Here is a 19491-nt window from a genome sequence, read left to right on the forward strand (position 1 = left end):
TCATTCTCTTGACATCACAGCCGCGCGGCTTTCTCTGTAATTGTCAGATTTCAGTGAGGAGAAGGCCCCATGATGAAAACCCGCGCCGCCGTTGCCGTTGCTGCCGGACAACCGCTTGAGATCATGGAGGTGAACCTCGAAGGCCCCCGTAAAGGCGAAGTGTTGGTTGAGATCAAGGCTACGGGTCTTTGCCACACCGATGAGTTCACCCGCTCAGGTGATGACCCGGAGGGCATCTTCCCAGCCATCCTTGGCCATGAAGGTGCGGGGGTTGTGATTGAGGTCGGCGAGGGCGTCACAACGCTCGAAGTCGGCGATCACGTTATCCCGCTGTATACGCCGGAATGCCGGGAATGCGAATACTGCCTGAATCCGAAAACCAACCTTTGCCAAAAAGTGCGTAGCACCCAAGGACAAGGTTTGCTGCCTGACGGGTCCACGCGGTTTTCGATGCTCGATGGCACACCGATCCACCACTACATGGGCTGCTCGACCTTTGCCAATCACACCGTGGTGCCCGAGATTGCGTTGGCAAAAGTGCGCAAGGACGCGCCATTCGACAAGATATGCTACATTGGCTGCGGTGTGACTACAGGCATCGGGGCGGTGATCAACACTGCCAAGGTTGAAATTGGATCCCGCGCCATTGTCTTTGGACTGGGTGGCATTGGCCTCAACGTCATCCAGGGCCTTAAACTGGCAGGGGCAGACCAGATCGTCGGTGTTGATTTGAACGATGACAAAGCCGAGATGGGAAAACACTTTGGAATGACTGATTTTGTCAACCCGTCCAAGGTGAGTGGGGATATGGTTGCCCACTTGGTTGAGATTACGAAGGGTGGGGCGGACTACACCTTTGACGCCACGGGCAATGTCAACGTAATGCGCACGGCGCTCGAGGCTGCGCATAAGGGCTGGGGGGAGAGCATCATCATCGGCGTGGCGCCCGCGGGGGCCGAGATTTCCACACGGCCCTTCCAGCTGGTCACAGGGCGGGTCTGGCGCGGCACGGCCTTTGGCGGGGCCAAGGGGCGCACGGATGTGCCGAAGATCGTGGATTGGTACATGGACGGCAAGATCGAGATCGACCCGATGATCACCCACAAGCTGACCCTGGACGAGATCAACCACGGGTTCGAGCTTATGCACGAAGGCAAATCCATCCGCGCCGTCGTGGAGTTCTGAGATGATTGGTTCGTAATCATGGAGGGCTTTGATCTCGGTAGCTTCTCGCGTGCGGTTACAACCGTATCGTCAGAGGCGCAAAAGCAGGTCAATGACGGCTTGGTCTGGCTCTTCGGATACAACCACGAGGCCGCCGCACGCTGTTTCCAGAAGGCGATTGACGCAGATTCCGGGTGCGGGATCGCATATTGGGGTGTGGCTTACGCGGTTGGCCCCAACTATAATAAACCTTGGGAGTTTTTTACACCTGAAGAGCGGGTGAGCACGCTTGATGAGGCCCATGCGGCGCTTGCGGAGGCCAAGCGACTGGTCACAGGCCTCACCCCGGTCGAGGCAGCGTTGATAGAAGCGCTTTGTGACCGCTTTCCTGACGATCCGGAGATTGAAGATTTCGCACCATGGAACGACGCTTTCTCGGATGCTATGCGCCGTGTTTACGCAGCGCATCCGCGTGATCTTGATGTGATCTGCCTCTTTGCAGAGGCGCTGATGAATCGTACGCCGTGGCTGCTATGGGACTTGCCGAGCGGTGAGCCGCGCGAAGGCGCGTCAACGCTGGAGGCGCAGGCTGCGTTGGAGACTGCCTTCGACACCCTGCCCGGCGCTTGGGATCATCCGGGCCTTCTGCACATGTATATTCACCTTATGGAGATGTCGCCTTTCCCGGAAAAGGCTCTGCGCCACGGCGATCGGCTGGTCGATCTGGTGCCGGATTCCGGGCATTTGGTGCATATGGCGACGCATATTGATGTGCTCTGTGGTGAATACCAGAATGTCGTGGCGCGCAATGCCCGTGCGGCAGAGGTGGATCGCAAGTACGAAGCGTTGATGGGCGCCAAGAACTTCTACACCGTTTACCGCATTCATAATGTACATTTCGAAGCTTATGGCGCGATGTTTCTAGGGCAACCTGAACGCGCGTTGGCGGCCTCTGACCGGCTGATTGAAATGCTGCCCGATCCGGTTGTGCGCTACATGCCGGATTTGTTTGAAAGCTTCTGGGGCAAGAAAGTCCACGTCATGGTCCGCTTTGGGATGTGGCAGCAGATCATAGACATGACGCTTCCCGACGACCCGGAGCTCTATAGCTACACGACGGCTGCCATGCGTCAGGCTCGGGTCATTGCGTTTGCCAATCTCGGTCAGATTGACGCGGCGCAGGCAGAGCGGGAGTTGGCCAGTCGGGCGCTGGCCAGTGTGCAGGAAACGCGTATGGTTTTCAATAACTTCGGATCTGATGTTCTTGCAGTGGGTGAAGCGATGATGGAGGGCGAGCTCGCCTTCAAATCGGGCGATCCGGAAGCGGGTATCGCACACCTGCGCCGCTCTGTCGCGCTGGACGATGCTTTACTCTACGACGAGCCTTGGGGGTGGATGCAACCCACGCGCCACGCGTTGGGTGCGCTCTTGATGGAGCGGCGGCAGTTTGAAGAGGCTGAAGCGGTCTACCGCGCAGACCTCGGGCTGGATGAAACCTTGGCTCGCGCTTGTCAGCACCCACGTAACGTTTGGTCATTGCACGGTCTGTACGAATGCCTGGTGCAGCGCGGTGCATTGACAGAAGCACGGCACATTAAGCTTCAACTCGACCCTGCTCTGGCCCGCGCAACCGTTCCTATCCGCGCGTCCTGCTTTTGCCGGGGTACAAACGCTGCCGCTTGATCTACCTCGTTGCTAGCCCACAGCTGATCGCGGCCGCATGTTTGTCCACAACCAAAGCGCAAGTGGCATACTAATTTGCAATCAGACAAGGGGCTTTCCCACAGGTGCGGTTTTGCTCGTCATTAGCTTTGACCTGAGCCGTCATATGCTAGCCTCTGGACTGACGCGACGCCGTCATTGCCGAAGAAAACAGCGCAGGTTAGGTTAGAAGCAACCCGGAAGGCGCGTCAGATGAAGCTTAAAGTGAATGACACCGAACATACTGTCGACGTGGCGGAGGACATGCCGTTGCTTTGGGTTCTGCGTGATACGCTTGGCATAACAGATGTTAAATACGGCTGCGGGATCGCGCAATGCGGTGCGTGCACCGTGCATGTCGATGGTATTGCCGTCCGGTCGTGCCAGTTGGCCATCGCGGATGTCGACGGGGATGTCACGACCGTCAAGGGCTTGGGGAGGCCAGAGGCGCTGCACGCGGTGCAGGCCGCATGGATTGAGCATCAAGTGGCACAGTGTGGCTACTGTCAATCTGGCCAGATCATGCAGGCGGCGTCCTTTCTGGATCTTGTGCCGGATCCCAACGATGAGGATATTGATGCCGCGATGAGCGGTAATCTGTGTCGATGTGGAACCTATCCGCGCATTCGAGCCGCGATCAAAACAGCGGCGGCTTCCCTAAGGCAGAAATGAATTATTTTCTGATATTTTTCATATCTCTGCTGGCTGCTTCTCATGCAGAAGGTGAAGTAATCGTCAGCCGCGGCGAAGGTCTCACAGCCTGGAATCGCATATACGAAGTTGTCTCCCACCCGCGCTGCTCGAACTGTCATGTCGGATCAAGTGATCGCCCGATGTGGTCCGGCCCGAGCTACGGAGAGCCGCGACCGCACGGCATGATGATCCGCGCAGGTGAAAGCCGCATCGGCGCGGAAACGATACCCTGTCGCACGTGCCACGTAACCAACGAGACCGGCGGGCAGGACATGCCACACGCGGCACCGCAGGTGGCCGATGCGTGGCGGCTGGCGCCGGTGGAGGCAGACTGGTTTGGGCGCTCCAGTGATTTTATCTGCGCCCAGTTGCGCGATCCGGCGCGGAACGGTGGACGTACTGTTGAAGAGCTTGCCGAACACCTGGGTCACGACGTGATCTTGCACTGGGCCTGGGCGCCGGGCGGCACGCGAGAACCTGCACCTTACGACCTTGAAAATCACATTGAGGATCTGCGCCTCTGGGGCGCGGCGGGTCAGCCCTGCGCCTTCGACTGACCTCAGGCGCGGACCAATCCCAGCCCGGAGACTTCGCGCAAGGAGGCGATCACCTGGTCCAGCCCATCACCATGCCTGAGCGCCGTAAACAGAAAGGGGCGTCCGGCCCGCATCCGCGCCGCATCCCGTTCCATCACCTCAAGGGAAGCACCGACATGCGGGGCAAGATCGGTCTTGTTGATAACCAAGATATCCGAGCGCGTGATGGCCGGCCCACCCTTGCGCGGTATTTCCTCGCCCGCCGCGACATCAATCACGTACAGGGTCACATCAGCGAGTTCCGGCGAAAACGTCGCGCTGAGATTGTCGCCACCGCTTTCGATCAGAATCGCTTCGACGTCCGGATGGCGGGTCTGCATTTCGGCCACTGCCGCCAAGTTGATCGAGGCATCCTCGCGGATGGCGGTGTGCGGACACCCGCCGGTTTCCACGCCGATGATCCGGTCTTGCGGCAGAACCTGCATCCGCATGAGCGCATCCGCATCTTCCTGCGTGTAGATGTCGTTTGTAATCACCCCGATGGAGTGGTGCGGGCTGAGCGCACGCGCAAGACACGCCGTCAGCGTGGTTTTTCCGGCGCCAACGGGGCCGCCAATCCCGATGCGCAGCGGTCCATTCAGATTTGTCATGTGCGAAATACCTTTGAATAGAGGGTTTCATGCTGCATCGATGCGATATCGGCGGCCAAACAGCTGGCAGACAGGCGCGACAAGGGTGTTTGCGTGGCTTGCTCCACCGTCTCGTGGATGAGAGGGGTGAGGCTTGCGAGCAGGGCTTGACCCTCGGTCTGCCCCAGGGGGACCAACCGCACAGCTGCCGAAATCAGATTGGCAGCAAATGCCTGCAGATACAGATGTGTAGCCAGATCAAGCGCGAAACCCTTGGCCGATGCGGCGCGTCCAACGGCCACAGGGTAGGTCAGCGCACCCAGATCAGTGCCCCAGACATCATCCACCGTACGCGCAAAGGCGCCGCCCTGCTGGTCTGTCTCCAACAGCCGACCCCCCGTTGCCGCGAACGCGCGGGCGGTGGTGTCGATCCCGGCGATTTGGGTTTCCGTGGCGTGGTAGGCTGCTGACAGGATCACAACATCGGCCTGCCCGCTGCCACAAGCGATGAGGTCACGCAGCCAATCTTCAAGACTGCTGATATCCTTGATTTCGCCATGGGCAATAGCGGTCTCCAACCCGTGGGAATAGGCGAAGGCGCCCACCGGAAAGCCCGGTGACATCCATTGGGTCAGTGTCAGGATGGCATCAGTGGTCATGGGCGTGGCTGTGTTCATGGTCCGGCCCATGTTGGGCGTTGTGATCATGCCCGTGCGTGCGACCATGCCCATAGGCGCCACCCTCAGGGGTGAAGGGTTCCACGACCTCATGCACATGGGCGCCTAGGGTGTTCAGCATCTGTGCCATGACGTGGTCGCGCTGGATCAACAGGCGATCCGCCTCGATCTGGCACGGGGTGTGGCGGTTGCCAATGTGCCACGCGATGCGGTGCAGATCCTGGCCTTTGATTTCAAGCAGTGGTTCCGCCGCCGCGCGGATACCGATACGCGTGCCATCCGTGGTTTCCAGCGCATCCCCTTGTGCGAGCGATGTTGTCTTGGGCAGATCGACGAGGATTTGCGCGCCGTTGTCGGTCGTCAGTACCTTGCGCCGGAGAAACCGGGCGTCATAGTCCAGCGTCACCTGATCCGAGGTGGTGTGACCGTGCGAAACAATCTTTTGTGCGGTGGTAATCATGGTGTCCTCAGAACAGAAAATAACGTTGCGCCATCGGCAAAACCTCGGCCGGTTGACAGGTCAGCAACTCGCCGTCGGCGCGGACCTCGTAGGTTTCCGGGTTTACCTCGATCTCGGGCAGGGCGTCGTTCAGGATCAGGTCCTTCTTACCGATCGAGCGGGTGCCTTTCACCGCGACAACATCCTTGCGCAGCCCGAGCGAGTTCCCGATCCCTGCGGCCTCTGCGGCGGCACTGACAAAGGTCACGGATGACTTTTCGACGGACCGGCCAAAGCTGCCAAACATTGGTCGGGTATAAACTGGCTGTGGCGTTGGGATGGAGGCGTTGGGGTCGCCCATCTGCGCGCAGACAATCGTTCCAGCCATCAGAACCATCTCGGGTTTCACGCCGAAGAACGCAGTGTTCCAGAGACAGAGGTCCGCGCGTTTGCCTTCCTCGATGGAGCCGATTTCATGCGAAATCCCATGGGCAATTGCCGGGTTGATCGTGTATTTCGCGATGTAGCGGCGCACGCGCATGTTGTCGTTTTCGCCCGTCTCTTCCGCCAGTCGTCCGCGTTGTTTCTTCATCTTATCAGCGGTTTGCCAGGTGCGGATCAGCACCTCGCCCACGCGTCCCATGGCCTGACTGTCCGAGGCGATGATCGAAAACGCGCCCATATCATGCAGGATGTCCTCGGCGGCGATGGTCTCGCGCCGGATGCGGCTTTCGGCAAAGGCGACGTCCTCGGGGATCGACTTGTCGAGGTGGTGGCAGACCATGAGCATATCCAGATGCTCTTCGAGCGTATTCACCGTAAAGGGCCGCGTCGGGTTGGTGGAGGAGGGGATCACATTCGGATCGCCACAGATCTTGATGATGTCCGGCGCGTGCCCGCCACCCGCGCCTTCGGTGTGGAAGGCGTGGATCGTGCGGCCCTTCATCGCCGCAACTGTATTTTCCACAAAGCCGCTCTCGTTCAGCGTATCGGTGTGGATCATCACCTGCACGTCCATGTCGTCCGCCACGCTCAGGCAGCAGTCGATCGCGCCCGGCGTTGTGCCCCAATCCTCGTGCAGCTTCAGCGCGCAGGCGCCACCTTCGACCATCTCCACCAGCGCCTCGGGCTGGCTGGCATTGCCCTTGCCGGAGACGCCGATGTTCATGGCAAAATGATCCACGCTCTGCAGCATCCGCCCGATGTGCCACGGCCCGGGTGTGCAGGTGGTGGCCAGCGTCCCATGCGCAGGGCCAGTGCCACCGCCCAGCATCGTGGTCACGCCGGAGTGCAGCGCGTCCTCGATCTGTTGCGGACAGATGAAGTGGATATGGCTGTCGAAGGCACCCGCCGTCAGGATTTTCCCTTCCCCCGCAATGGCCTCCGTACCCGGCCCGACTATGATATCGACGCCCGGCTGCATGTCCGGGTTGCCAGCCTTGCCGATCTTGTGGATGCGCCCGTCCTTCAACCCCACATCCGCCTTGTAGATGCCCGTGTGATCCACAATCAGCGCATTGGTGATCACCGTATCGACGGCGCCGCCCGCCCGCGTGACCTGAGACTGCCCCATGCCATCGCGGATCACCTTACCGCCGCCGAATTTGACCTCTTCGCCATAGATTGTGTGATCCCGCTCCACCTCGATGATCAGATCGGTGTCGGCCAGCCGCACCTTGTCGCCTGTCGTCGGGCCAAACATCGCGGCATAGCTGGAGCGGGAAATTGTAGCTGGCATAGGTGTCGTCCTGGTCAGTTGGTCATTGTAAAGAGGCGGAGGTCTTCGATACGGCGCTGGGTGAGCCTTTCGAGGCAAATGAGAAAAAGCTGGCTGGCCATGGTGCCGCCGCGCGCGATGGTGGCTTCGGCGCTGCAGGCCTGATCGCGGAAGGAAATCCAGCTGCGTTGCGCCCGGCGCAGAATGCTTTCGCCGGAAGGCTCATGTCCGGGGTCCAGAGTGTCACGGTCTTGCGCCGCCTTGACGGCCAGCTTCCACACGTCGTTCAACTCTTCGTCTGCCGCATCGGCTGCGAGGCTGGCGCAGCTGGTCATTTCCACCTGCGTGACCGGGTTCGCGCAGTCCAGATCCTGCGCGGCGGCGGGGGCCACAAGCAAAAGGAGAAGGAATGCATATTTCATAAGGCTGATGAGACCACCTGATGTGTCAGAGAACGGGCTGCAGCCAGACGCGACGCCCGGCTGCAGCCGTGAGGGGTGGATGCATTACACCATCGCAAAGATGCGGGCGGGGCCGCCTGTTCCACCCGCGTGGTTTGGCGCTCCCACAACCAGTGTTGCCCCGGCAGCCGGCACCTGATCGAGACCTGCGAGGTTTTCGATCCCGTAGCGTCCGGTGGGCAGCCAGGCATAGTGTGTCGCGAAATCGGGCGAAGGGCCGTGATCAAGCGACAACGTATCCACCGCCATGGCCGCTGCGGTCGTTTCCTCCAGCAACATCTGCGTGGCTTCGACGTGGAAGCCGGGGAAGTGTTTGACCCCATCCGCGTCATTGCCCACGTAGTCCGGGCTGGCTGTCTTGGTCGCCCAGCCCGAATGCATTGCGACGCAGGCCTTGTCAGGGATCGCCCCATTGTCCGAGATCCACGCCTTGAGATCATCCGGCGTGACCTGAGCGTCGGCATCCTCAGCGGCCTTTGCCGCGATGTCGATCACGCAGAGCGGCACCACCAGATCACTGACCGGGATTTCATCAACAGATGCGCCATCTGCGGAGAAATGCAGCGGGGCGTCGATATGCGTGGCCGTATGCTCGTTGATGCTGAGATTCATTAGGTTGAAACCATGTTCGGCGAAATTGAACTGCTGCTCCATCGAGATGCCGGGCACACCGAAGAAGGTGGGAAACTCCGGGCTGAGCTTGTGGGTCATGTCGAAAACCCCGCCGTGGCCCGCCGCCAATGCCGGTGGTGTTGCGGCCATGCCGCCCAGGGTTGCCGCGGCCCCCACGGCTGCTGTCTTCCTGAAGAAATCGCGCCGCGACAGCATCCGTTCCTTCACCGAATTGATCACACAGATATCACACATTGTCTTTCCTCCTCCATGGACCGGGCGATCATAGATCCCCCATGACCTGTTGATTGAAGCCAAACACGCGCCGCGCGCCGGACAAAGGGATGAGCTGCACTTCCCGGCGCTGGCCGGGTTCGAACCGCACAGCGGTCGCCGCAGCAATGTCGAGCCTGCACCCGCGCGCTGCATCCCTGTCAAACTCTAGCGCAGCGTTGCTTTCCGCGAAATGGTAATGGCTGCCGACCTGCACGGGCCGGTCGCCAGTGTTGGCCACCATCAGCGTGATCGCCTCCGCGCCCGCGTTCAGAACGATCTCGCCGCTTGCAGTCATGACTTCCCCGGGGATCATATGCGCATCCTCTGCTTCATTGTTCCAAAAATATGCCGCTGCTACCGGATCGGATTGTGTACAGTGACCAGTTTCGTGCCATCCGGAAACGTCGCCTCGACCTGCACGTCGTGGATCATCTCGGGCACGCCCTGCATGCATTGTTCACGGGTGATCACCTCGGCTCCGGCCTGCATCATGTCGGCAACCGACCGCCCGTCGCGGGCCCCCTCGACCACCGCATCGGTGATCAGGGCGATGGCTTCGGGGTGGTTGAGTTTCACGCCGCGGTCCAGCCTCTTGCGCGCCACCTCGGCAGCCATGGCCACCAGCAGTTTGTCTTTTTCACGAGGGGTGAGCTGCATGGGTTAAAGTCTCCAGTTCGCAGGTAGTCTGTGATGTGTCAGTTGCTCCAGCACCGGGATCAGGCGTTGACGCAATTCGAAACCATCTCGCGCCAACAGACGGGCCACTAGTAGGCCGTCCCTCAGCAGGCTCGCGCCGCCGGTCGCGCCGAAGGTTTCACGGACCATGGGAAGCAGACCTTCCGCTTCCCGCGCGACCAGAACGAGGTTGGCCATCGCACGCGCACCGCCGCCGATGGCCGGGCGGTCAAGGGCTGCGGCGGCATCTCCGTCAAAGGTGACACCATCGCGGTAGATCAGGCTGCCTGCTTGGCGGATGCTGACGCGATCCCGAAACAGAATACTGCGGGGCTCTTCACCCATGGCCTGCCTGCCGAAAAGCACCGGCTCCACCATTAGAAATCGTCCCTGATCGGACACTGTGACGTCCAACCGGCGTGACAGGGCGCAGGCCTCGTAAAGAATGGTCTCCTGCGGCAGCCAATGCATCTGGCCATCGCCGTCGACGGTCAGGCGCGTCCGGACCCGGCCAACCTGACCCGATTGCGCGCGATAGGCGCGCTCTGCTGCCTGGGTGGTGAGTGTCAGCCTGGAGCCCGCTCTGGCCGTTGCGGCAACTTCAAATCGGTCCCCACCGGTGATGCCGCCAGCGGTGTTGATCAACGTGGTTTCCAGCAAGTCATTGTTGCGCGGGAACAGCAGCTTCAACGCCCCTGATTGCCGCAACCCATCAATACAGGAACGTCCATCGCGCAGTTTGCTCGACACCATCGCCGACCCGATCGCACGGGGTTGGTCCAGCAAGGTTGCGGGCTGCATCAACAAGTCAAACGGCCTTCGGTTGGTGATTTCTCCGGGAAGCAATCTCACATGGGGCCGGACCATTTGCCAGAGTTGGCCCGCTGCTTGGTGCATTTGCAGGCGGCAGCGCCTGTTTTTTGGGCAGATGCCGTTGCGGATGGGCGCGTAAGGCGTTCCGTCGCCGGTGCCGGGCTAGTCGCCCGTGATCAGACCGGGGGTCTTGGGCCCCTGATCCAGCCGCCAGATGTGGTTTGCCATGGCCTGCGGAAACGCCTGCGTAACCAGCGGATCATGCCCCGGCACGATCAGCGTGTTGTGAGAGGCCAAAGCCTCCAGCCTGTCGAAACCGTCCAGCATATTCTGCAAATCGACCACGATCGGGAAAGGTTTGCGGGCAAAGATGTTCTCGTAATAATGCGCGGCATCCGAGGCCAGCACCAGCCACCCCGCCGCAGTGCGCACGCGCACCGCCTGAAGCCCGCGGCTGTGCCCGCCGATGCAATGCACGGTGACCCCTTCGGCAATTTCGGCATCGCCATCGTGGAACACGACCTGACCGGAATAAAGCCGTTTGACCGCTTCGCAGATGTGCCCGGCGGTGAAAGGCATGCGCAGCGTGTCATGACACATGCAGGGGCCCGTGGCATAGGCCATCTCGGCTTTCTGCATATGCAGTTTCGCGTTGGGGAAAAGATGCAGGCCGCCCGCGTGATCATAGTGCAGATGCGTGACGATCACCGAGGTGATGTCCTCGGGTGTCAGGCCCAAGGGCGCCAGCGAGGCGGCAGGGTCCATGCGAATGGGGCGGTCCCGCAGGCGCGCTTCGTCGGCATCATAGCCGGTGTCGACCAGAATAACCTCCGTCCCTCGCCGCAGCACCCACATGAAGTAGTCCATCGGGTGGGGCGCATCGTGGTTGTCATCAAAGATGAAACTGTCGCGCCGGGTCCGGGCATTGCGGTCGGCATATTTTACGGCAAAGACCTCCCAGGCGCTCATGAGGTCACCTTCGCATAGGTTTTCACAGATTTCCCGGCAATCATGTCGGTGACGGCGGCGTCGAAGGATTTGAAATGCTCGGACGCCAGATGCGCCTCGAACGCGGCGGCATCTTTATAAAGCTCATAGAGGAACACCTCTTCGGGCCGTGCCGGGTCTGTCGCGACATCGAACTGGTGACATCCCGGCTCCTCCGCCAGAGAGGTCGCGGCGTTGCGCGTCATGAGAGGCAGGAAATCTGCCACGTGGTTCGGTTTGATCTGAAAAGTGACAATAACCGCGAACATGTCCATCCTTGCAACTACTCAATTTGTCAATTACGCATGCATTAATGCATACATTAATGTGGCAACCTTTGTCATTATCCAAATATCGACCGGCATGTGACCGCCAGCAAACTTTAAGGGGCGCAAGAATAAATGAAAGAGAGTTTCGACATCGCGGTTTTTCGCGGCGATGGCATCGGGCCGGAGATCACCGATCCGACGCTGGAGATTTTGAGCGCCCTCGCGTCGCAGGGCGGCTACACACTATCGTTCAAGGACTGTCCTGCGGGGGCGGCGTACTACGCGCAAACCGGCCAATCGCTGCCGGAGGCCTCTATGCAAGAAGCGCGTGCGGCGGATGCCATTCTGCTCTCTGCTATGGGGCTTCCGTCTGTACGTTACCCGGATGGCACCGAGATTTCGCCGCAGATCGACCTGCGCAAGGCCCTGAACCTTTTTGCCGGGGTGCGCCCGGTGCGGATCTTTCCGGGCCAGAAAACGCCGCTGAACATGCCGGCGGGGAAAGAGGTTGATTTTGTCCTGATCCGGGAAAGCACTGAAGGGTTGTTTCACACGCAGGGGCGGGGCGAGGTAACACCGGATGAGGCGCGCGAGACGCTGCTGATCACCCGGAAAACCTCGGAGCTGCTGTTTAAATTCGCCTTCAATCTCGCGCGTGAACGCAGAGAGGCAGGGCGCGGTCCGGGGCGCGTCACTTGCGTCGACAAGGCGAATGTATTCCGCGCCTTTGCCTTTTTCCGTGCGTTGTTTGATGCTGAGGCGGCACAGCACCCCGATCTGGCCAGCGATCACGCTTATGTTGACGCCATGGCATTGTGGTTTGTGCAAAAGCCGTGGGAGTTTGATGTGTTGGTCACCGAAAACATGTTTGGGGACATCCTGTCCGATCTGGGCGCGGGCCTGATGGGCGGTCTGGGTGTGGCCCCTTCTGCGGATATCGGGCTGGACCACGCCGTGTTCCAGCCTTGCCATGGCTCGGCGCCGGATATTGCAGGGCAGGGGGTGGCCAACCCGCTGGCGATGATCCTGTCGGCGGCGATGATGCTGGAATGGCTGGGGCTGCGCCACGACCACCCTGCGATGGTTGCCGATGGTGCGCGGCTGCGGGCTGCAACGGAGGGCGTCATCGCCGACGGCAGCGTATTGACCGGTGATCTTGGCGGGCGGGCGACAACCGCCGAGGCGGCCGGGGCAGTAACAGCAGCGCTTGGGGACACGTAATGGCGGCGACCCTCAAAGTTGCCTGTCTCGGCGCGGGATACTTCAGCCAGTTCCACTATGGCGCCTGGGCGCGCATTCCGCAGGTCACCTGCGTCGGTGCGGCAGACCGTAACATCGAGGCCGCGCGGGCAACTGGGTTTCCCGCGTTCAACCGGTTGGAGCCGATGCTGGCCGCCACCAACCCTGACATCCTCGACATCATCCTGCCACCGGTGGCCCATCGCGCAGCCATTCTGACCGCGCTGGATGCCGGGGTGAAAACCATCATCTGCCAGAAGCCCTTTTGTCGTGACCTGAAAGAGGCTGAGGGGGTGACCTTGCTGGCGGAACAGGCGGGCGCCCGTCTGATCGTCCATGAAAACTTCCGGTTCATGCCGTGGTACCGTGCGATCAGGAAAGAGGTTTCCGCAGGACGCATCGGGACCCCCTTGCAGGCGCATTTTCGTCTGCGGCCCGGGGACGGGCAGGGACCCGACGCCTATCTGGACCGTCAGCCCTATTTCCAGCAGATGCCGCAGTTCCTGGTGCATGAGACCGGTGTGCATTGGATCGACACCTTTCGCTTTCTGTTTGGCAACCCAAGTGCCGTCTATGCCGATCTGCGCCAGATCAACCCGGTCATCCAAGGCGAAGACGCAGGCTTTGTGATCTTTGACCACCCGGAGGGCGTGCGCACCCTCTTTGATGGCAACCGCCATTGCGACCATGCGGCGGACAACCAGCGGCGCACGATGGGCGAGGCCTTTTTCGAAGGAACGGCGGGTGTGTTGACCCTGATGGGGGATGGGCGCGTCGATTTCCGGGCCCATGGCCGTCTCGAAGTTGAGCCGGTTCTGCCGCCTGACACCTGGGAGGGCTTTGGCGGGGACTGCGTCTACCATCTGCAAAACCACGTGGTGCGCGCAGTGCTCGATGGGGACGCGCTGGAGAACGAGGCCCATGACTATCTGCAGGTCATAAGGATCAAGGATGCGGTCTACCGATCCGCTGAAACGGGGCAGAAGATTGCACTCCCCTGACCCGGCGTGCGGGCTAGGATCCGAGACCGTCGCGAATCTCGTCGATCTCGCGGATCACGCTGAATGCCGTTGCCATCGATGTCTTTGCGTTCCCCGATGATGCCGCGTTTTCAATCTGCATGGCAAAACGTCCCACGGGGCTGTCCACCTCATAGGCGTGGGCATTGCCCGGTGCGTTCGGATCGGCGATTAGGTCTACCCGGGTTGCCTCAAAGCCCACCCCGGTCAGGGCAAGCGTGGCCGCGACATTGGCATTCTTCGGATAGGCCTGCGCCGCTTCTCGTGCGGAGCCGGAGAAAAACACGCATGGCTCTGTCAGAGCGGCGAGGTCACAGCAATCCTCTGCCGGGGTGCCGCGCCAGGCGTCGGGTGGTTTGGTGCCCCGATAGGTTACTGTCACCTCTCCGGCCAGTGTCAGCGCGCTCAGAAGATCGATGCCGCCAATGGCGCCCGGTGGCAGGATCACACGGGACCGGCCCGCTTGGGTTGCACGTTCAAGAGTGCCGAACAGAGCCTCATCCGCCAAAGCGCCGGTGGAGACAATCACCATATCGAGACCAGCCGCCAGAACGGGTGGGCCGAATTCTGCGACGGCGGTCTGCCCTGCACATTCCACCACCAGATCAGGGGTCGCCTCGATGAGTGTCGTGATGTCATCGGTGATCGTCACGGAGGCCCCTGCCTGTGCAAGGGCCTCATCCTTGAGCGCCCGTGTCAGGGAAGTGGAACGCACCAGCATGGTGAGATGTGCTGCCGGTTTGGTCCCGAGCCATTCGATGATCGATTGCGCGATATTGCCATACCCGATAATCGCAAGATGCATGCTATCCCCTTCCCAGATATGGGCACGAACCCTCGAAACTAGACGAGTGCGGTCCCTGCGTCGATCTGCATCTGCGGGAATGGCCATTTTATTGGCGTGGGATATGCCCCATAGTGTCGCGAAGGGCAGCACAAGGCCCAGGACGAGAGGCGAGGGAGCGGGAATATGTCGCAAAAGGTAGCTGTCATTGGTCTGGGTTCTATGGGGTACGGGATCGCGCAGTCGGCGCTGCGGGCCGGGCATGAAACCTTTGGGAGCGATGTGAATCCCGTCCGGTGTGATGCCTTTGTTGCGGACGGGGGCAGTTCCGGAGACCTGACCGCCGTCGCCGGTGATCTGGATGCGGTGATTGTCGTGGTTCTGAATGCCCGGCAGACCGAGGATGTCCTCTTTGGGGATGACGGGGTTGTGCCCATGCTCAAGCCCGGTGCGGTTGTTGTGTCCTGCGCCACGGTCCCGCCCGAGGTTGCGCGCAATCTGGCAGCGCGGGCCGCCGCGCATCAAGTGCACTATCTTGATGCGCCAATCTCGGGAGGCGCCGGCAAGGCGGCGTCGGGACAGCTGACAATCATGGCGGCAGGCAGCAGCGAGGCTTTTTCAGCTGCGGCGCCGGTGCTGGAGGCCATTGCAGAGACCGTTTTTGAACTGGGCGATGTCGGCGCCGGGTCGGCGATGAAAGCGGTCAACCAACTGCTGGCCGGGGTGCACATCGCCACAATGGCCGAAGCACTGACCTTTGGCATGACCCAAGGCGTGCCGCCGGAGAAATTCGTTGAAGTCATCAGCAAATGCGCGGGCACCAGTTGGATGCTGGAAAACCGCGCGCCGCATATTGTTTCGGGGGACTATACGCCGCACAGTGCCGTCAACATCTGGCTGAAGGACCTCGGCATCGTGCTGGACATTGCCAAGGGTGACAACTTCAGCGCGCCACTGACCGCCGCCGCCCTGCAGCAGTTTGTTGCCGCCGCCGGGCAAGGACTCGGTGGCGAAGACGATGCCGCGGTTGCGAAGGTCTATGCCCGCAACGCCGGTCTGACACTGCCGGGCGACGCGGCGGAATGAACCTGCTGACCAAGAGGGCCCTGCTTCAATGACAACACTGCTTGGCTGTATCGCTGATGATTTCACCGGCGCGACGGATCTTGCCGGTCTGCTGGCCCGCAGTGGTGTCCGGGTGTCTTTGCGGATCGGTGTGCCGAAAGAAACCCCAAAGGAAACGGCTGCGTTTGAAGTGATTGCGCTCAAATGTAGGACAGCCCCTGTCGCAGAGGCGGTTGCGGACTGCCGCGCAGCGCTTGCATGGTTGAAGGACGCTGGTGCGCAACGGTTTTTCTGGAAGTATTGCTCCACCTTCGACAGCACGGCCGAGGGCAACATCGGCCCGGTTGCCGAGGCCCTGATGGCTGATCTCGGGGTGCAACAGACAATCTATTGTCCCGCTTTTCCCGAGAATGGACGCTCCATCTTCATGGGCAATCTCTTCGTCGGGCAGCAGCCTTTGGCTGAAAGTCCGATGAAGGACCACCCGCTGACCCCGATGACGGACAGCAACCTGATGCGTCTGCTTGCCCCGCAGGTTACCAGGACAACCGGTCTTGTGGACCGGCTGACCGTGGCGCGGGGGGCAGCGGATATTGAAGCGGCACTGGCCCGGTTGGCGGATGATGGGGTCGCGCATGTGATCGTCGATGCGGTGGCCGATGCGGACCTGCAGAAGATCGCAACGGCCTGTCGGGATATGCCGCTACTGACAGGCGGCAGTGCGCTCGCGATGCCCCTGCCATCGCTTTACGCACAAGACGGCACGTTGGACGCGAATGTCGCCAAAGTCACGCCGCCGCAGATCGAACCGGGGGCGATTGTGCTGTCGGGCAGTTGTTCGGCGATGACGCGCGCGCAAGTGGTGCTCTATGCCAAGGACGCGCCGAGCTACCGGCTCGATCCCCTGGTTCTGGCCCGCGACGGATCCGGAGCAGCGCTTGACTGGCTGGCGACGCAATCTCTTGACGCCGCGCCGATCATCTATGCCACGGCAGAGCCGGAGGACGTGCGCGCCGCGCAGGCAGAGTTGGGCACGGCACGGGCCGGGCAGATTGTGGAGGCCGCGCTGGCCGAACTCGCGATCAAAGCGCGGGTTCGAGGTACACGCCGTTTTGTCGTGGCCGGTGGAGAGACATCCGGCGCGGTGACACAGGCGCTTGGCGTCAGCCGTCTCGATATTGGTGCCGAAATCGCACCCGGCGTGCCCTGGACATTCTGCGAGAGCGGCGGACATCAGATCGCGCTGGCCCTCAAGTCCGGCAATTTCGGGACTGAAGACTTTTTCGGCACCGCGCTGGCAAAACTGGAGAACTGAAACGTGACGGACAGAAGACTGCGTGAGCAGATGTGCCTGCTGGCCAAATCGCTTTTTGACCGAGGACTCACCGGCGGTAGTACCGGCAACATCTCGGCACGGACAGAGGATGGCGGGCTGCTGGTCAGCCCCACCGGCACCAGTTTTGGTCGCCTCGATCCGGCGCGGCTCAGCCATTTCGACCCGCAGGGCAATCTGGTCTCCGGAGACGCGCCGACAAAGGAGATGCCCCTGCATGCCGCGTTCTACGACACGCGCAGCACCGCGGGGGCCGTTGTGCACCTGCATTCGTGCCATTCGGTAGCGTGGTCGATGATGCCCGGAGTGGACCCGGATAACTTTCTGCCCCCCCTGACACCCTATGCGATCATGAAACTGGGCAAGGTCAAGCTGCTGCCGTTTTTCCGTCCCGGCGATCCGGCGATGGGCGCGGCGGTGCGCGGTCTGGCAGGCAAAAGAACCGCAGTGATGCTGGCCAACCACGGGCCGGTGGTCGCGGGCAAGGACGTGGAGGGGGCCTGCAATGCCATTGAAGAGTTGGAAGACACCGCGCGCCTTGCCATGCTGATGCGCGGGTATGACGCCAATATGCTGAGCCCCGCACAGGTTACCGATCTGGTCACGCATTTCGATGTGGAGTGGGACACATGACCCGGTTTTCCGCCAACCTGGGGTTTTTGTGGAATGACCGGCCTCTGCCGGACGCCATTCGCGCCGCCAAAGCCGCCGGATTCGATGCGGTGGAGTGCCATTGGCCCTATGACATCCCCGCCGCCGAGGTTGCCGCGGCCCTGTCGGAAACAGGTCTGAGCATGTTGGGGCTCAACACGCGGCGGGGTGATGTCGCTGCAGGCGAAAACGGTCTATCGGCGCTGGTTGGGCGTGAGGAGGAGGCCCGTGGGGCTATTGATGAGGCGCTGGACTACGCGCAGCGGACAGGTACGGGCAAGGTGCATGTGATGGCGGGATTTGCGCAAGGGGAGGCAGCGCATGCCTGTTTCATCTCTGCCTTGCGCTATGCCTGCGACAAGGCCGCGCCTTTGGGCATCAGCATTTTGATTGAACCGTTAAACTATTACGATGCGCCGGGGTATTTTCTGAGCACTACCACGCAGGCGCGGCAGATCATTGCGGAGGTGGACCGCCCAAACCTGAAACTGATGTTTGACTGCTACCACGTGCAGCTGATGGAGGGGGATCTAAGCCACAGGCTTGAAAAACTGATGCCGCTGATTGGTCATATCCAGTTCGCCAGCGTACCTGATCGGGGGCCGCCCGACAGCGGCGAGATCAACTATGCTCATATCTTCGATGTTGTATCTCGGTTGGGGTTTAATGCGCCGCTGGGGGCAGAATACAAATCGACACAGAACACGGACGATACATTGGGATGGATGACCCAACTTCGCGCATAGGCACCGCCTAAAGACCGAATTGCCCCGCGTGTTGTTCGAATACGTCGGTGAAGCGATCAATCGCAAGCGGCAGCTTTTGGTAGGGCGGATAAAAGGCCGTCAGCCAGATTTCGGGCGCGCGCCAGTCCTCCAGAACCGTACGGAGCGTGCCAGCGGCAAGTGCGTCGGCCACGATAAACCGGGGCAGCAGAACGATCCCCCCGCCAGCCGCAGCCATCTGCGCGAGCAAATCACCATTGTTGCAGGCAAACGCGGGCGTCAGCCGCACGGGGCGCATTGTCTCCTCTGCATGATGCGCCAGATGCCAGGTGTCGCCATCGGATTGATTGGTATAGCTGAGACATCGGTGGTTCGGCAGATCGGCAGGCGTTGCAAGCGGGGGCGCCTGTTCCAGATAGCCTGGTGCTGCCACCAGACAGCGGGGCACCGGGCAGATTTTGCGCCAGATCGTTGATTTGTCTGCGGGCGCTGCGGAAATCCGCAATGCCATATCGTAGCCATCCTTGATGATGTCCACGAAGCTGTCGGTCAGGTTGATCCTGAGGTCGATACCTGGGTGCAATTCCGCGAATTCGGTCAGGGGAGCCTGCAAAAAGCGGGTGCCGAAGGACAAGGGGCAGCTGACCTGCAGTGTGCCGCTCAATGCCTTCTGCTGGGCGCGCGCGCCGTCATCGGCAGCCGCAAGTGCAGAGATCAGGGGATGCACTTTCTCGAAATAGACCGCGCCTGCCTGGGTCAGCGATACTTTCCGCGTGGTGCGGACGAATAGCTGGACACCAAGGGTCTGCTCAAGGTCGGCAATATGGCGGGTGACAGCAGAAGACGAGCTGCCTTGCGCGCGCGCCGCAGCGGTAAAGCTGCCTGCGCTTGCCACCTCCATAAAGGTCTTGATCCGTTCCAGGTGCCCGGTCATTTGATATTATCCCACAAATCGGGATAATTATTCCCACAATAACATCCTTATCGCAACAGTGAGGCGCAGCTATCTATAGTTGCAACCGGCGC

The 19491-nt window shown here is 60.9% G+C and carries 22 protein-coding genes and 1 pseudogene; 10 read left to right on the forward strand and 13 right to left on the reverse strand.

The features are described 5' to 3' along the window. Positions 1 to 72 precede the first annotated feature (72 nt). The 4 genes from Q1A07_RS19365 (at position 73) to Q1A07_RS19380 (ending at position 4115) form a co-directional block, all read left to right on the forward strand. Positions 73 to 1185 carry an S-(hydroxymethyl)glutathione dehydrogenase/class III alcohol dehydrogenase gene (locus tag Q1A07_RS19365; protein WP_299783849.1) on the forward strand — a complete coding sequence of 371 codons (1113 nt, stop codon included), beginning with the start codon at positions 73 to 75 and terminating at the stop codon, positions 1183 to 1185. Between the two features lie 18 nt (positions 1186 to 1203). Then, positions 1204 to 2847 (forward strand): hypothetical protein, encoded by a 1644-nt coding sequence (locus tag Q1A07_RS19370; RefSeq protein ID WP_299783674.1) that lies wholly within the window; start codon positions 1204 to 1206, stop codon positions 2845 to 2847. Between the two features lie 231 nt (positions 2848 to 3078). Further along, positions 3079 to 3537 carry a (2Fe-2S)-binding protein gene (locus tag Q1A07_RS19375; RefSeq protein ID WP_299783675.1) on the forward strand — a complete coding sequence of 153 codons (459 nt, stop codon included), beginning with the start codon at positions 3079 to 3081 and terminating at the stop codon, positions 3535 to 3537. Between the two features lie 203 nt (positions 3538 to 3740). Beyond that, positions 3741 to 4115, forward strand: coding sequence for a hypothetical protein (locus Q1A07_RS19380; RefSeq protein ID WP_299783676.1), 375 nt, complete (start codon positions 3741 to 3743; stop codon positions 4113 to 4115). A gap of 2 nt (positions 4116 to 4117) precedes the next feature. Here Q1A07_RS19380 and ureG read toward each other — a convergent pair whose 3' ends face one another. The 11 genes from ureG to Q1A07_RS19435 form a co-directional block, all read right to left on the reverse strand. Next, positions 4118 to 4744: an urease accessory protein UreG gene (gene ureG, locus Q1A07_RS19385; protein ID WP_299783677.1), complete on the reverse strand. Its 627-nt coding sequence runs from the start codon at positions 4742 to 4744 to the stop codon at positions 4118 to 4120. Further along, positions 4741 to 5400, reverse strand: coding sequence for an urease accessory UreF family protein (locus Q1A07_RS19390; protein ID WP_299783678.1), 660 nt, complete (start codon positions 5398 to 5400; stop codon positions 4741 to 4743). The genes ureG and Q1A07_RS19390 overlap by 4 nt, the downstream gene beginning before the upstream one ends. Beyond that, complete coding sequence (gene ureE, locus Q1A07_RS19395; RefSeq protein ID WP_299783679.1) at positions 5372 to 5860, reverse strand: urease accessory protein UreE; 489 nt, start codon at positions 5858 to 5860, stop codon at positions 5372 to 5374. The genes Q1A07_RS19390 and ureE overlap by 29 nt, the downstream gene beginning before the upstream one ends. A 7-nt stretch (positions 5861 to 5867) precedes the next feature. Further along, positions 5868 to 7577 carry an urease subunit alpha gene (gene ureC, locus Q1A07_RS19400; protein ID WP_299783680.1) on the reverse strand — a complete coding sequence of 570 codons (1710 nt, stop codon included), beginning with the start codon at positions 7575 to 7577 and terminating at the stop codon, positions 5868 to 5870. 14 nt (positions 7578 to 7591) lie between these two features. Further along, positions 7592 to 7978, reverse strand: a complete 387-nt coding sequence (locus tag Q1A07_RS19405; RefSeq protein WP_299783681.1) for a lysozyme inhibitor LprI family protein — start codon at positions 7976 to 7978, stop codon at positions 7592 to 7594. 84 nt (positions 7979 to 8062) lie between these two features. Next, positions 8063 to 8884 (reverse strand): cyclase family protein, encoded by an 822-nt coding sequence (locus Q1A07_RS19410; protein ID WP_299783682.1) that lies wholly within the window; start codon positions 8882 to 8884, stop codon positions 8063 to 8065. Positions 8885 to 8912: 28 nt separating this feature from the next. Beyond that, positions 8913 to 9218, reverse strand: a complete 306-nt coding sequence (locus Q1A07_RS19415; protein ID WP_299783683.1) for an urease subunit beta — start codon at positions 9216 to 9218, stop codon at positions 8913 to 8915. Between the two features lie 41 nt (positions 9219 to 9259). Continuing rightward, the gene (locus Q1A07_RS19420) at positions 9260 to 9562 is read right to left on the reverse strand and encodes an urease subunit gamma (protein WP_299783684.1); all 303 of its coding nucleotides are present in this window, start codon (positions 9560 to 9562) and stop codon (positions 9260 to 9262) included. Between the two features lie 3 nt (positions 9563 to 9565). Next, positions 9566 to 10381 carry an urease accessory protein UreD gene (locus tag Q1A07_RS19425; protein ID WP_299783685.1) on the reverse strand — a complete coding sequence of 272 codons (816 nt, stop codon included), beginning with the start codon at positions 10379 to 10381 and terminating at the stop codon, positions 9566 to 9568. 174 nt (positions 10382 to 10555) lie between these two features. Next, a complete protein-coding gene (locus Q1A07_RS19430; protein WP_299783686.1) occupies positions 10556 to 11362 on the reverse strand; it encodes an N-acyl homoserine lactonase family protein in 807 nt (268 codons plus the stop codon). Continuing rightward, a complete protein-coding gene (locus Q1A07_RS19435) occupies positions 11359 to 11649 on the reverse strand; it encodes a putative quinol monooxygenase (protein ID WP_299783687.1) in 291 nt (96 codons plus the stop codon). The genes Q1A07_RS19430 and Q1A07_RS19435 overlap by 4 nt, the downstream gene beginning before the upstream one ends. Positions 11650 to 11781: 132 nt before the next feature. Here Q1A07_RS19435 and Q1A07_RS19440 point away from each other — a divergent pair, with 132 nt between their 5' ends. Then, positions 11782 to 12870 (forward strand): isocitrate/isopropylmalate family dehydrogenase, encoded by a 1089-nt coding sequence (locus Q1A07_RS19440; RefSeq protein WP_299783688.1) that lies wholly within the window; start codon positions 11782 to 11784, stop codon positions 12868 to 12870. Beyond that, positions 12870 to 13889, forward strand: a complete 1020-nt coding sequence (locus tag Q1A07_RS19445; protein ID WP_299783689.1) for a Gfo/Idh/MocA family oxidoreductase — start codon at positions 12870 to 12872, stop codon at positions 13887 to 13889. Before Q1A07_RS19440 ends, Q1A07_RS19445 begins: the two co-directional genes overlap by 1 nt. Positions 13890 to 13902: 13 nt before the next feature. On the opposite strand, the gene Q1A07_RS19450 is transcribed toward Q1A07_RS19445, so the two are convergent. Further along, positions 13903 to 14712, reverse strand: a complete 810-nt coding sequence (locus Q1A07_RS19450; protein ID WP_299783690.1) for an aspartate dehydrogenase — start codon at positions 14710 to 14712, stop codon at positions 13903 to 13905. Between the two features lie 129 nt (positions 14713 to 14841). On the opposite strand from Q1A07_RS19450, the pseudogene ltnD reads away from it, so the two are divergent. The 4 genes and pseudogenes from ltnD to Q1A07_RS19470 all read left to right on the forward strand — a co-directional run. Beyond that, positions 14842 to 15777 (forward strand): annotated as a pseudogene (ltnD, locus tag Q1A07_RS19455) (L-threonate dehydrogenase); the annotation flags it as partial. Between the two features lie 28 nt (positions 15778 to 15805). Further along, positions 15806 to 17071 (forward strand): 3-oxo-tetronate kinase, encoded by a 1266-nt coding sequence (gene otnK / locus Q1A07_RS19460; protein WP_299783692.1) that lies wholly within the window; start codon positions 15806 to 15808, stop codon positions 17069 to 17071. A 3-nt stretch (positions 17072 to 17074) separates the two neighbouring features. Next, positions 17075 to 17722 (forward strand): aldolase, encoded by a 648-nt coding sequence (locus tag Q1A07_RS19465; RefSeq protein WP_299783694.1) that lies wholly within the window; start codon positions 17075 to 17077, stop codon positions 17720 to 17722. Further along, the gene (locus Q1A07_RS19470) at positions 17719 to 18486 is read left to right on the forward strand and encodes a TIM barrel protein (protein ID WP_299783695.1); all 768 of its coding nucleotides are present in this window, start codon (positions 17719 to 17721) and stop codon (positions 18484 to 18486) included. The genes Q1A07_RS19465 and Q1A07_RS19470 overlap by 4 nt, the downstream gene beginning before the upstream one ends. A gap of 7 nt (positions 18487 to 18493) precedes the next feature. On the opposite strand, the gene Q1A07_RS19475 is transcribed toward Q1A07_RS19470, so the two are convergent. Further along, positions 18494 to 19399 (reverse strand): LysR family transcriptional regulator, encoded by a 906-nt coding sequence (locus tag Q1A07_RS19475; RefSeq protein ID WP_299783696.1) that lies wholly within the window; start codon positions 19397 to 19399, stop codon positions 18494 to 18496. Positions 19400 to 19491: the final 92 nt, after the last annotated feature.

The organism is uncultured Roseobacter sp., assembly GCF_947492555.1.
Lineage (GTDB): Bacteria > Pseudomonadota > Alphaproteobacteria > Rhodobacterales > Rhodobacteraceae > Roseobacter.